Below are 13,206 nucleotides of genomic sequence, written 5' to 3' on the forward strand. Positions count from 1 at the left end.
GTTAGTAAGGGAAGAAAGGAGGAGGCGGTGGAGAACGTGAGCGCCGTGGTGATGGTTGAACGCGGGGAGGAACGATGCGGGCTTCGCCCTGTTAATAAAGGGGAGAAGATGCTGCGGCCGAACACCCCGCCCGTTATTTTACGGGAGAGGAAGCCGAGTCCCGCTGGCGCGAAGCCGACTTCGGGCCGCAGGGCCGAATCGCAATAAGAGAGGATGCGGGCTACGCCCTGTTAGTAAATGGAGCGGAAGAAGGAGTGTCGAGAGATGGATTTGGTAGCCTCGTCCGCCTGCACCCTCACCGGCCTCTTTATCCTGGAGCGATTCGGCCCTGCGGCCCGAAGTCGGCTTCGCGTGCGTTCCGCCGCTTCGGCTTTCCTCTCCCGCAACGAAGCGGGCGAGGGAGGGGAAAGGATCCGGGATTTTGCGGCTGCGCAGCGGTCGGCTCAGAATGACAATAGGGACGAGCGGGCGAGGGAAAGCGAGACGGGATTGTTCGGCTGCGCGGAGGTGGCCTCAGAACGACAAATGGGGAAGAGGGAGAAATGACGGCGCGAGCGTTCGGATCGTTTCCGGCGGCGCAAAATAGAATGCTCGAACAATAGCTAGTAAGTGCATTCTGCGTAACTCTCTGACTAATGAGATAGTAGTCAATAGGATACTCAGTTAGTAGTATGAAACTCTTCAACGACATCCTGACCGGCAAGGACAATCTGACCTTCGATGCGGCGCGGGTGGTAGGGGTGTTCGGCGCGTTCGCCTATATCGTGTTCTGGTGCGTGCAGGTCTATGAGGGGCGTCATTTCGACCCGTCGGAGGCGGACGCCTACGGCAAGGGGCTCGGCCTGGTGCTGCTGTCGATGTCGGGTGCGGTGCTGTTAAAAAAATCGACCGAGCCGGAGCCGCCGGGGGCAAACCGTCCAGGCGGTGTCAATTGAGCTGGGAAGCGGTCGCGTCATTTTCGCTGGTGCTGGTGACGCTGATCGGAATCAACCTGGGCATGATCAAATCGATGCTGGACCGGCATTATCATATGACGCTGCGGGAAGCCGAGCGGTGGCAGGAAATCGAGCGCGGGCTGTTCGACTTGCGCGCGATGCTGCCGCTCGAGTACGTGCGGCGCGAGGACTGGATCCGGTTTGGCGGCACGCTCGACGCAAAACTCGACGCGCTGCGGGAAGAAATGCGCGAAGATATTTCAGGGGTGAAGGAAAGGTTGTATGCAGGACGGAATTGACCTCGCGCAGCGGCAGCGCGAAGAGGCGCGGTGGCGAATGTTGCGGGTGGTCGATGCGGGGCGGCCGATCGCGGTCTCGGAGCAGATCATCTGGCGGGTGCTGTCGGATATCAAGCTCGGGCTCACGCAGGTGGGAGTGCGGCGCGAGCTTTCGTATCTCCGCGATTCGGGTCTGCTCGAACTGGAAGGCGAGGACACACAGACGTGGTTCGCGAAGTTGACCGCGAACGGAGTGGACGTGGTCGAGTACAACTATCCGGCGCCGGCGGGCGTCGCGCGTCCGAAGAAATATTGGTAGGCGCGCAGATGGAAGAAAAAAAAGCCGCGCCCGCGGTCGAGGAGAGTGCTCGGTCCGAACGGATTCCATTCAAGCCGACGCTGAAGCATCGCACGTGGAAGATCGCCGGGCTGCCGGACGATCTGCGCGCCGAACTCGATCGGCAACTGGGCAACAACACCTTCCAGAGTTCCCGCGCACTGTCGAAGTGGCTCGGGGAGAACGGTTATGAGATATCGCACGCGGCGATTCACAAATACGGGCAGAAGTTCGAGCGGCGGCTGGCGGCGGTGAGAATCGCAAGCGAGCAGGCGCGAATCGTGTGCGATCAATTCAAGAATGACGACGACGAAGCGATGCAGAACGCGCTGATGCGGCTGGTGCAAAGCCAGTTGTTTCAGGTGCTGGTGGCGGTCAACGAAACCGCGAAGCGCACGCCCCAGGGGCGGGTGGCGGACGTGATCCCGGTCAATCTGACGGCGCTCGCGAGAAGCGTGGCGGGACTGCTGCGGGTGGATGCCGAGCGGCGGCGCTGGAGCGAACGGACGCGAGCGAGGATCGAGCAGGCGGCGGAGACGATCGAGGCGGCGAAGAGCGAGGGGCTCAGCGAGAACGTCGCGTCGAGGATTCGGGGCGTGCTGATGGCGATCGAGGAGTAGGAGGAAGAGGGAAGAGATCCGAAACCTCAAGCAGGTGGAGTTTACCCTGAGCCTCGAAGGGGCCGCTTCCTGGGGTGACGCGAAGCCGACTTCGGGCCGCAGGGCCGAATCGCAATAAGAGGGGATGCGGGCTTCGCCCTGTTAGTAAGGGACGCAAGGGAGGAGGTGGTGAACGAGCGTCGGGGGTGATGGGGTTGAACGCGGGGAGGAAGAGTTGGAACCGCAGATTGCAGGCAGATTGTCGGGATTGAGGAGATGGGTGGGTAGAGAACGGGGTCTGCTTGCAGGGCCTGCGATCGCGCGCGCGGGCGCGCGCGATCGCAGCACCCTCACCGGCCTCACCGCGTTCCGCGGTTTCGGCTTCCTCTCCCGTAAAGTAACGGGCGAGGATTAAGAAGGATTCTTCGCTTCGCGCAGAATGGGAAATTGGTGAATCGAGGGAAGCGCGGAATAGCCAATAGTATTTCAGGGAATGAGAGGGAGATGAAAATCAGAGAGGAAAGCGAGCAAGACGCGATAGTCAAATGAGTAGTCAATTGTGAATAGTCAGACGCCGGCGGAAATACTACTTCCGTATCAGCGGCGGTGGCTGGCGGACCAAAGCCAGGTCAAGGTGATCGAGAAGTCGCGGCGAATCGGGCTCACGTGGACCGAGGCGGGCGAGCGCGCGCTGGGGGCGGCGACCGCGGGGCGGGCCGGGATGGATGGCTGGTATATCGGCTACAACAAGGACATGGCGCTCGAGTTTATCGAAGCGGCGGCGGGGTGGGCGCGCCGTTTCAACCAGGCGGGAAAGGAACTTGAAGAGATCGCGATCGAAGACGAGCGCGCGGATATCCTGGCGTACCGGATTCGATTCGCGTCGGGGCACAAGATTGTGGCGCTGTCGTCGCGGCCGTCGAATCTGCGCGGCAAGTCGGGTTGCGCGGTGATCGACGAGGCGGCCTTTCACGAGGACCTGCCGGGACTGCTGAAGGCCGCGCTGGCATTCACGATGTGGGGCGGACTGGTGCGGGTGATCTCTACTCACAACGGCGCCGACAGCGCTTTTAATGAACTAGTCAATGAGATTCGGGCGGGTAGAGTCCCATACTCACTTCATCGGACGACCTTCGACGATGCCTTGGCCGACGGACTATACAAAAAGATTTGCCAGTATCGCGGAATAGAATGGACTGAGACGGGCGAACGCGAGTGGCGGCAGCAGATAATTGATTTTTACGGCGAGAATGCGGACGAGGAATTGTTCTGCGTGCCGCGCGCGTCGTCGGGAACCTACCTTAGTTCGATATTGATCGAGGCGCGGATGCGCGACGGCGTGCCGGTGCTGCGCTACGAGCCGCGGGCCGAGTTTGCGGCGCGGAGCGAGGCGGAAAGGCATTCGGAGATCGAGGCGTGGTGCGAGGAGAATCTGGCCGGCGTGCTGGCGGGGCTCGATCCGTCGCTGGCGAGTTGCTTCGGCGAGGATTTCGGACGGTCGGGCGATATCACGGTGATCTGGCCTTTGCAGATCGGGAGCGACCTGATGCGGCGGACGCCGTTTATCGTCGAGTTGCGCAACGTGCCGTTCCGGAACCAGGAGCAGATTCTGTTTTATATCGCGGACCGGCTGCCGCGGCTGATTGGCGGTGCGATGGATGCGCGCGGCAACGGGCAGTATCTGGCGGAGACGGCGGCGGATCGTTACGGCGCGCGAATCGCGCAGGTGATGCTGTCGGAGGCGTGGTATCGCGAGAACATGCCGCGCTATAAGGCGGCGTTCGAGGACAACACGATCACGATTCCGAAGGACGCGGACGTGCTGTGGGACCATCGCGGGATAGTACTCGAGCGCGGCGTCGCGAAGATCGCGGAGCGGCGCGCGGGCAGGGACGGCAAGGGGCGGCATGGGGACAGCGCGATCGCGGGCGCGCTCGCATACTTTGCGTCGCGCGAGGGCGGAAGAGAGATCGCGTACACGCCGGTGGCGCGGGAGCGGTTCGCGAGGAGCGGGCGCGGGTACTGAGCTGGGAGAGGAGAGAAGAGATCCGAAACCTCACGAGGTTTCGGGCTTCCCGCGGCGAGGAAGATGCGGGCTACGCCCTGTTAGTAGAGGATTCTCGGACGGGAGCATCGTGAATGAAGCAGACGGTCTTGGTGTGAACAACTCGAGTGAGCGGCCCGTCTCCGTGTCATCCCGAGTGAGCCTTGCGACGAGGGAGGTGAGGGTGGCGGATCGCGAGACGGGGGAAGTTCCGGTTCCTCGCCGCGCCCAGAATGACGGAGGGAGAAGTAGCTATTGAGGTGATTGCACTAGCAGGCGATCCAGAACCCTCACCTACCCGCCGCGGAGGCGGCGGGCCTCCTCTCCCGTAAAATAACGGGCGAGGGAAAGATCGGGATTCCTCGCTGTGAAGAGGTCGCTCGGAATGACACGCAGGCGCCCGAGCGTGCAGGCGTAGTTAACGGTTGAAGTGACTTGGGTAATTGAGCGCAGGCCGAAGTTTATCGAGCAGAAGAGGAAGTGAGTAATGAAGCTATACGATTCGTATGGACGCGAAGTGGATACCGGAAAGCTGCGCGCGGAGCAGGCGTCCGCGACCATGACCGGGGTGCGCAACAGCTTCGCCGCGATGCATCCGTCGGCCGGACTCACGCCCGATCGGCTTGCGCAGATCTTGCGGGAAGCCGAGGCGGGTGATCCGTATCGATACCTCGAACTCGCGGAGGAAATGGAGGAGAAGGACCTGCATTACCTGGCCGTGCTCGGGACCCGCAAGCAGGCGGTCGCGCAGCTCGATGTCACAGTCGCGGCGGTATCGGGTTCGGCGGAGGATCGGCGCGCGGCTGACCTGGTGCGCGAACTGCTGGTGGATGGGCCGGTGCCGCTGGAGAGCGCGTTGCTCGATATTCTCGACGCGATCGGCAAGGGCTTTTCGGCGACGGAAATAATCTGGGACACGAGCGGGCGGGAATGGGCGCCGCTTCATCTTAAGTGGCGGGACCCGCGCTGGTTCGAGTTCGACTGGGTCTCCGGAGAAGAGGTGCTGGTGCGCACGCTGGGCGGCGAGCGGGAGGCGGAGGCGGGAGCGTCGCGCCCGCGTCATCTGGCGGCGCGCGGCGTCTTGGGGGCGAGCGCCGAAGAGAGGAGGGCGCAGCCGTTTACGGCGCCGCTCGCGCCGTACAAGTTCATAGTACATTTCAGCAAGGCGAAGGCTGGACTGCCTATACGAGGTGGAATAGCACGTGCGGCCGGGTGGGCATACCTATTCAAAAACTACGTACTCAAGGACTGGGTAACCTTCACTGAGATATTCGGACAACCACTTCGAATAGGCAAATATCATCCGGGCGCGACCGAACAGGACCGGAACACACTACTCCGGGCGGTAGCCAATATCGGCACCGATGCGGCGGCGATAATTCCGGAATCGATGCAGATCGAGTTTACCGAAGCGCGCCAGAGCGGCAGCGCAGAACTGTATCAGAAATTCTGCGAGTACCTTGACGCGCAAGTGAGTAAAGCGGTGCTGGGGCAAACGCTCACGACTGAGATGACGCACGCGGGCGGATCGAGGGCCGCCGCGGAGGTTCATCAGGCAGTGCGGGCGGATATCCTGAACGGCGATGCGCGGCGGATTTGCGCGACGCTGGCGCGCGACCTGGTGCGTCCGATCGTGGATTTGAATCTGGGACCGCATCGGAGATATCCGAAGATCAAACTGGGAATGGCGGAGCATGAGGATGTGAAGGCGTTGGTGGAGATCGTCGCGATGCTGGCGGATCGCGGGCTCAGGATCAGCCAGAAGGCGATGCTCGAGAAGTTGGGAATTGCGGAGGCGGGTGAGAATGAGGCGGTGCTCGGACGGGCAGGCGCATAGCGCGGGAAGGAAGAGAAGAAGAGGATCCAGACATGCGAAACCCCTCACGGGTTTCGCGCTTCCTGGGGTGACGCGAAGCCGACTTCGGGCCGCAGGGCCGAATCGCAATAAGAGAGGATGCGCGCTACGCGCTGCTAGTAAGGGATAGGAAGGAACGGAACTGAGCGGTTCGATTTGTCGTTGTGGCGCGGAAAAACGATGCGGGCTACGCCCTGTTAGTAAGGGGGGAAGGAGGAGGTGGAGAACGCGAGCGTCGTGGTGATGGTTGAACGCGGGGAGGAAGGATGCGGGCTACGCCCTGTTAGTAGGGAAGAAAGGAACCCGCGATGCGCTTGCCGAAAAGTTTGGTGTGTCATGCCGGGCGGCGGCGGCCTTCCTGGTACCTCGCCCGCTTGGTTGCGGGAGAGGTCGCCGAAGCGCGCCAGCGATGAGGCGGGTGAGGGTGCAGTCGGCGCGAGTAAAAGGTCCGGCATTCTTCGCCTGCGCAGCCTTGGGCTCACAATGACAAGGCGAAGAGGTCGATCGTTTCGTGTCAACCCGAGCGGAGGCTGCCGGAGTCGAAGGAACCCGATTCTCTGCTCGCGACGGCTGCACCCTCACCTACCTCTTTATCCTGGAGCGATTCGGCCCTGCGGCCCGAAGTCGGCTTCGCGTGCGTTCCGTGACTTCGGCCTCCTCTCCCGCAACCAAGCGGGCGAGGTATAGGAAAGATCCGGGATTCTTCGGCTCTGCAGACTCCGCCTCAGAATGACAAAAAGTAGAGTCGCGCGTTAAGCAAGTGATCATTCTAGCGACGGAGTTTTCGCGCATCGCGTCGCAATTGATCAGCAGGTCGGGGGCCCACTACACAAGGCGGGCGGCGTCGGATAAGAATGGGGCATCATGCGGGTGAGGGCGCGATTTTTTGTCGGCGCGGCGATTATCGTGGTCGCGATCGGGTACCTGATCGTGAGCGCAATTCGCACGACGTCGGAATATTATCTCACGGTGAATGAGGCGATCGCGCGCAAGGCGGAGCTTGGCGATCAGCGGGTCAGGATCGCGGGGCGGGTGAAGGCGGGCACGATCAGTTGGGAGCCGGCGACGCTGACGCTGAAATTCGAGATGGCGCAGATTCCGGATGCGCCGGCGGGTGCGATCACGCCGGTCGCGGCGAGCCCTGCGTCGGAGCTGCGGGTGATCGCGGCGGGCGAGCCGAAGCCGGACATGCTCGCGGCGGGGCGCGACGTGATCGTGGAGGGGACGCTCGGCGCGGGCGGGAACGTCATCGCGACGCAGGTGCTGACGAGCTGCCCTTCCAAGTACAAGCCGAAGCAAGCGGAGTAGCGGCGGGTTTTTTCGATGCCTGACCTTGGCAAACTGGCGCTCGGGATCGCGCTGCTGCTCGCGGTGTATTCGATCGGCGCGAATATTTATGGCGCGCGGCGCGGCGCGCCGGATTTCGTCGTGAGTGCGCGGCATGCGGTTTGGGCGATGTGCGCGATGGTGACGATCGCGGTCGTCGCGCTGTGGATGGCGCTGCTCAGGAGCGATTTTTCGCTCGAGTACGTCGCGGCGTATTCGAGCACGACGCTGCCGGCGCTTTACAAGATTACGTCGCTGTGGGGTGGGCAGCAGGGCTCGCTGCTGTTCTGGACGTGGCTGCTCGCGATTTTCACGTCGATCGCGGCGCTGCAGAATCGGCGGCGGAATCCCGAGATCGCGCCGTACGCGCTGGCGGTGATGGCGGGCGTCGCGGTGTTTTTCCTGGGCATGCTGAACTTCGTCACGCGGCCGTTCGATTTGCTCGCGGCGATCCCGGCGGAAGGGAGCGATCTGAATCCGCTGCTGCAGAACTACTGGATGGCGATTCATCCGCCGTCGCTCTATATCGGCTACGTGAGCTCGACGGTGCCGTTTGCGTTCGGCGCGGCGGCGCTGATCACCGGCAAGCTCGACGACGCGTGGATCCGCACGACGCGCAGGTGGGCGATCGTTTCGTGGTTCTTCCTGACGCTCGGCAACCTGTTCGGCGCGCGGTGGGCCTACGAGGTGCTCGGCTGGGGCGGCTACTGGGCGTGGGATCCGGTCGAGAATGCGGCCTTCATGCCGTGGCTGGTGATGACCGCGTATCTTCATTCGGTGATGATCCAGGAGCGCAAGGACATGCTGAAGGTGTGGAACCTTGCGCTGATTGGTCTGGTCTTTGGACTGACGCTGTTCGGCACGTTTATCACGCGCAGCGGCGTGATTTCGTCGGTTCATTCGTTCACCCAGTCGGGGCTCGGGCCGTACTTCCTGACGTTCCTGATAATCGTCGTGCTGAGTTACACGGCGCTGCTGATTTATCGCTCGCGCGAGCTGCGCAGTCCGGCGGAGTTCGAATCGTATCTGTCGCGTGAGGCGGCGTTCCTCTTCAACAACCTGGTGCTGGTGGGAATCGCGTTCGCGGTTTTCTGGGGCACGATTTTTCCGGTGATTTCGGAAGCGGTGCGCGGCGTGAAGATCACGGTCGGGCCGCCGTTCTTCAATCGCGTGAACGGGCCGCTCGCGCTCGCGCTGGTGTTCCTGATGGGAGTGGGGCCGCTGATCGCGTGGCGGCGCACGACGCTCGATAATTTGATCCGGAGTTTCGCGGCGCCGGCGACAATCGGAATCGCGACGGGGATAATCGCGGCAGGGGCGGGGATTCGCGCGTGGTACGTGCTGACGGCGTTCTCGCTGGCGGCATTCGGGCTGGGCACGGTGATCGTCGAGTTCCGGCGCGGAGTCGGCGCGCGGCGTCATATGCTGTCGGAGCCGCGGGCGAAGGCGCTGATGAACCTGGTCGCGAAGAACAATCGGCGCTACGGCGGCTACCTGATCCACGTCGGCGTGATCGTCGCGTTCGTGGGAATCGTGGGGTCGTCGTTTTTCAGAACTGAAGTAAAAAAGAGCGTGCGCGAGGGGCAGAGCTTTACGATCGGATCGTACACGCTGCGATATCTGGGGCTTAAGCAAACCGAGACGGCTCATCTGGAGTCGGCGACCGCGCGAATCCAGGTGCTGCGCGCCGATGGGCGGGAAGTCGCGACGATGGCGCCGGCCAAGCTGTTCTACAAGCGGCCGCAGCAGCCCGCGACGATCGTCGCAATCAGGTCCACGCCGCTCAGCGATTTGTATATCGTGCTGGCGGGCGTCGATGAGACCGGCGCGAGTGCGACGTTCGAAGTATTTCTGACGCCGCTGGTGTTCTGGCTGTGGGCGGGCGGCTTGCTGATGGTGATCGGCACGGTGGTCGTGATGTGGCCGAACGTGCGGGAGCGCGCGGCGATCGCGGAGGCGCTCAGCGGAGTGGCGGCGCGAGAGAATGCGGGCGAGGCAGCATCAGGAGGGGAGTAGGATCAGGAGTTCGAAACCTCACGAGGTTTCGAGCTTCCCGTAGCGATTAAGATGCGCGCTTCGCGCTGTTAGAAAGTAACTGGGTCAAGGTCACGCACTTCCGGTTGTAAACAGGTGGGAAAGAAAGCTGCGCGCTTCGCGCTGTTAGTAGCGATGGGCGGGACCGCTCCGTGTCATCCCGAGTGAGCCTTGCGACGAGGGAACCCGGAGGCCGAGAAAAGATGCGCGCTAGGCGCTGTTAGTAGTAGGTCGTTAATTCGGACATAGCGCCCCCTCCGTCATCTTGAGCGAAGGCTGCCGGAGTCGAAGGATCTCGATCGAGCATCGCGAAAACTTCGACCGGCCTGAGCGAACCCAAAATGAAGGCCGCGTCCAGTGAAAATTGCTTTGTCATCGACGATGCACTTTTTGTCATTCTGAGCGAAGCGAAGAATCCCGGATCCGTTTTCCGGCTTCTGTGGGCGCGCCGACTGCACCCTCACCCGCCTTGTGGCTACGCGCCTCGGCGACCCTTCGACTTCGCTCAGGGCAGGCTCTCTCCCGCAACAAAGCGGGCGAGGTATTAAGAGGCCGCGTCGCTCAGGATGATCTAAGTAACGGGCGAGGTATAAGATGGCTCCGGCCGGCGTTTTCTTGTGGCACAGGCTTTAGCCTGTGGAGCTTCCGGCAAAGGCGTGGGAAGATTTGCTCAGGCTGAGCGAACACATTACTGAACGAAACACATTACTGAACGAGACACACTGTCCGGTCGAAATGACGCTTAGATTTTTCATAGCGATCGGATTCGTCGTCGCGACGATCGTTGGAAGCGGTGGGGCGCGTCAGGCGATCGCGGCGGAGAGGCCGACGCAGGCGCAGGTATCGGAGTCGCTGACGTGCCAGTGCGGATGCGGGCTGACGGTCGCCAACTGCAACATGCCGACCTGCAGTTTTGCGGCGCCGATTCGGGCCGAGATCGATCAGATGATCGGCAGCGGCATGAGCGGGGCGCAGATCGTTGCGTTCTATCGGCACAAGTTCGGCGAGAAAGTTTTGTCGGCGCCGACCGCCGAAGGATTCAATCTGCTGGCGTGGACGATGCCGTTCCTTGCGATCGTGATCGGCGGCGGATTGATCGTGCTGGCGTTCGGGCGCTGGCGCTCGGCGGCGGGTGAATCGGCGCCTGCGACGCCTGCGGGAATCGCGATCGGATTCGATCCGGCGCTCAGAAGACGGCTCGAGGACGACCTGAAGGAGAATAGCTGAGGCCGTGTTTATCGCCGCGGCGATATTGATAATCGCGGGGGTCGCGCTGTTCGTGGCGGCGCCGCTCGGAATCGGCTTGATTGCGCCGCGCGACAAATCGGCGGCTGAGGTCGAGCTGAATCGGCATGAGCATCAGCGCGCGCTGGCGGTGCAGGGACTTCGCGAGCTCGAGTTCGATCGCGAAATGGGTAAGCTGTCGGACGCGGACTATCGCTCGATGCATCAAGAGCTCGAGAATCGCGCGCTGACGGCGATGACGGCGATCGAAAAGATTCGGCATAAGTCGCGCGACGATGCGCAGAAAAAGCAGGCCGTATCGCGACCGACGTCCACGCCGGTGCGGGTCGTGATGGCTTCGACGCGGCGCGACGCGCCGACGATATTCACGCCGCGCGCGGAGCCGTCGCTAACGACCAGCGCGCGGCGGATTCGATTTTGCCCGCAATGCGGCACGCGCGCCGCGACCGACGCGAACTTCTGCGCCGAGTGCGGCGTGGCGCTGAAATCATCGGCGCGCGCAACCAACTGGAACGAGTAGCGGCGGTGGTCGAGACGCGGAGACTCGGTAAGTCGTACGGGCTGAACCCGGTGCTGCGCGAGGTCGAGTTGCGTGTGGGCGCGGGCTGTGGCGCGTTTATTATTGGCGGCAACGGCAGTGGCAAATCGACGCTGCTGCGGATGCTCGCGGGACTCGAAGCGCCGACCAGTGGAAGCGCGCTGGTGTTTGGACAGGACACGCGGCGGCTGGACGCAACGTATCGGCGCCGGATCGGCATGCTGGCTCATCAGAGTTTCCTGTATCCGAACCTGACGGCGCGCGAGAACCTGGAATTTTACGGCGAGCTGTACGGGGTTGCCGATGCGCGCGCGCTCGCACGCGAATGGCTGAATCGCGTCGGGCTGGAAGCGTTCGGCGAGACGCGAGTGCGCGCGTTTTCACGCGGGATGGAACAGCGGCTGGCCGCGGCGCGCGCGATGATCAATCGGCCGGAGTTGATTTTGCTCGACGAACCGTTCGCGGCGCTCGACCCGGATGGCGTGAAGGTTATGGCAGCCTTGATTCGCGATGCGATCGCGCGCGGCGCAGCGGTGCTCGCGAGTGCGCATACGGTGGCGGAGATCGAGGGCGTGGCGTTCAGCGTCTATGAAATCGTGCGCGGGCGGGTCGTGCCACTGGTTCGTCAGGAGGAAACGGCGAGGGCCGGGCGGGTGCGATCGATCCTCGGTAGATGAAGGAGTAGGAAAGAAGAATTTCCGAAACCTCACGAGGTTTCGGGCTTCCCGTGGTGACGCGAAGCCGACGTCGGGCCGCAGGGTCAATCGCAATCAGGCAGGATGCGGGCTACGCCCTGTTAGTAAAATTATTCGGGAGAAGCTCCGGGATTCTTCTTGCTACCTCTCCCGTAAAATAACGGGCGAGGTATTAAGAGGCGGCTTCGCTCAGAATGACAAAAAGAACGAGTTGAACGAGACAAGAAGGGCCATTTGAAACGTGAAAAAAAGGACTAGCTGGAACGTGACAGAAAGGACTTGCTGGGGTTGATCGGTCGCTCAACTTAACTGGATGACGACGATGGCGGGATTCGCGACAGTGCTGCGGAAAGATCTGCGCCTCGAACTGCGCGGCGGGGAGAGCACGATCGCGCTGCTCGCGCTGTCGCTGCTGGTGATGGTGGTGCTGGTGTTTGCGCTCGACGCGTCGCGGGTGCGCGGCGTCGATACTGCGGCGGGGGCGCTCTGGGTGGCGATGGTATTTTCGGGGATGCTGGGCGCGGGGCGCGCGCTGCTCGCGGAGCGCGACAACGGATGTATCCGCGGGCTGCTACTATCGCCGCTCGAAGCGGCGACGCTATATGCGGCGAAACTCGCGGCGGCGTTGATCTTCATGCTGGTCGCGGAAGTCGGCGCAGTCGTGCTGATGGTGTTGTTCTTCAATCTCGAATTCAGCTCGGCGCTGATGCGAGTTGCGCCGATCGTGATGCTCGGTGCGCTCGGATTTGCGGCGGTGGCGACGCTGCTGTCGGCGATTACGTCGCGCACGCGGGCGGGCGACATGCTGCTGCCGATACTCGCGGTGCCGATGTTCACGCCGGCGCTGATCGCGGGCGTCAAAGCAAGCGGGGCGGCGCTTGCGGGAGCGTCCTTCGGCGCGATGGCGGACTGGATCAAGATCATGATCGCGTTCGACGTGCTGTTCGTCACCGCCGGTTACCTGCTGTTCGAGCATGTGGTAGGTCAGGGTCAGGATTGATCGGCGAAATCGATCAGCGAAATGATTTTGGCGCGAAAGAATTGCTTCGATGAATAACGCGATTCGAACCTGGCTCGGAGTGGCGACGCTGCTCTTGATGATCGCGGCGCTCTACATGGTGTTCGAGTACGTGCCGACCGAAGTGGACGAGGGAATCGTTCAGCGGATTTTTTATTTTCACGTGCCGCTCGCGTGGGTGGCGTTCGTCGCGTTCGGGCTGGTCGCGATCGCCGGGGTGTTTTATCTGTGGCTCGGCGATCAGATTTGGGACGATCTGGGATACGCGTCGGCGGAAATCGGGATGGTGTTCTGCACGCTGA

The 13,206-nt window shown here is 62.3% G+C and carries 14 protein-coding genes; all 14 read left to right on the forward strand.

Translation table 11 applies throughout. The features are described 5' to 3' along the window. Positions 1-671 precede the first annotated feature (671 nt). Positions 672-935, forward strand: coding sequence for a hypothetical protein (locus Q7S58_RS06525; protein ID WP_304822308.1), 264 nt, complete (start codon positions 672-674; stop codon positions 933-935). Continuing rightward, the gene (locus Q7S58_RS06530) at positions 932-1,234 is read left to right on the forward strand and encodes a hypothetical protein (RefSeq protein ID WP_304822311.1); all 303 of its coding nucleotides are present in this window, start codon (positions 932-934) and stop codon (positions 1,232-1,234) included. Before Q7S58_RS06525 ends, Q7S58_RS06530 begins: the two co-directional genes overlap by 4 nt. Next, on the forward strand, positions 1,218-1,532 hold the full coding sequence (locus tag Q7S58_RS06535; protein ID WP_304822314.1) for a hypothetical protein: 315 nt from the start codon (positions 1,218-1,220) through the stop codon (positions 1,530-1,532). Before Q7S58_RS06530 ends, Q7S58_RS06535 begins: the two co-directional genes overlap by 17 nt. Before the next feature lie 8 nt (positions 1,533-1,540). Continuing rightward, entirely contained in the window at positions 1,541-2,170 is a 630-nt protein-coding gene (locus Q7S58_RS06540; RefSeq protein WP_304822317.1) for a phage protein Gp27 family protein, read from the forward strand. A 259-nt stretch (positions 2,171-2,429) separates the two neighbouring features. Continuing rightward, positions 2,430-2,564: a hypothetical protein gene (locus tag Q7S58_RS06545; protein ID WP_304822320.1), complete on the forward strand. Its 135-nt coding sequence runs from the start codon at positions 2,430-2,432 to the stop codon at positions 2,562-2,564. Positions 2,565-2,708: 144 nt separating this feature from the next. Continuing rightward, complete coding sequence (locus Q7S58_RS06550) at positions 2,709-4,175, forward strand: hypothetical protein (protein ID WP_304822323.1); 1,467 nt, start codon at positions 2,709-2,711, stop codon at positions 4,173-4,175. 505 nt (positions 4,176-4,680) lie between these two features. Continuing rightward, entirely contained in the window at positions 4,681-6,030 is a 1,350-nt protein-coding gene (locus tag Q7S58_RS06555) for a DUF935 domain-containing protein (protein ID WP_304822326.1), read from the forward strand. An 882-nt stretch (positions 6,031-6,912) separates the two neighbouring features. Then, the gene (locus Q7S58_RS06560) at positions 6,913-7,356 is read left to right on the forward strand and encodes a cytochrome c maturation protein CcmE (RefSeq protein ID WP_304822329.1); all 444 of its coding nucleotides are present in this window, start codon (positions 6,913-6,915) and stop codon (positions 7,354-7,356) included. 15 nt (positions 7,357-7,371) lie between these two features. Then, entirely contained in the window at positions 7,372-9,390 is a 2,019-nt protein-coding gene (locus tag Q7S58_RS06565; RefSeq protein WP_304822332.1) for a heme lyase CcmF/NrfE family subunit, read from the forward strand. A 654-nt stretch (positions 9,391-10,044) separates the two neighbouring features. Then, positions 10,045-10,635 carry a cytochrome c-type biogenesis protein gene (locus tag Q7S58_RS06570; protein WP_304822335.1) on the forward strand — a complete coding sequence of 197 codons (591 nt, stop codon included), beginning with the start codon at positions 10,045-10,047 and terminating at the stop codon, positions 10,633-10,635. Between the two features lie 4 nt (positions 10,636-10,639). After that, complete coding sequence (gene ccmI / locus Q7S58_RS06575) at positions 10,640-11,173, forward strand: c-type cytochrome biogenesis protein CcmI (protein WP_304822337.1); 534 nt, start codon at positions 10,640-10,642, stop codon at positions 11,171-11,173. Further along, positions 11,122-11,868 (forward strand): heme ABC exporter ATP-binding protein CcmA, encoded by a 747-nt coding sequence (gene ccmA / locus Q7S58_RS06580; RefSeq protein WP_304822339.1) that lies wholly within the window; start codon positions 11,122-11,124, stop codon positions 11,866-11,868. Before ccmI ends, ccmA begins: the two co-directional genes overlap by 52 nt. A gap of 331 nt (positions 11,869-12,199) precedes the next feature. Further along, positions 12,200-12,886 carry a heme exporter protein CcmB gene (locus tag Q7S58_RS06585; protein ID WP_304822342.1) on the forward strand — a complete coding sequence of 229 codons (687 nt, stop codon included), beginning with the start codon at positions 12,200-12,202 and terminating at the stop codon, positions 12,884-12,886. Positions 12,887-12,935: 49 nt separating this feature from the next. Next, positions 12,936-13,206: cytochrome c biogenesis protein CcsA (gene ccsA, locus Q7S58_RS06590; protein WP_304822345.1), on the forward strand; the 271-nt coding region annotated here is incomplete at its 3' end.

This window comes from Candidatus Binatus sp. (assembly GCF_030646925.1).
Classification (GTDB): Bacteria; Desulfobacterota; Binatia; order Binatales; family Binataceae; genus Binatus.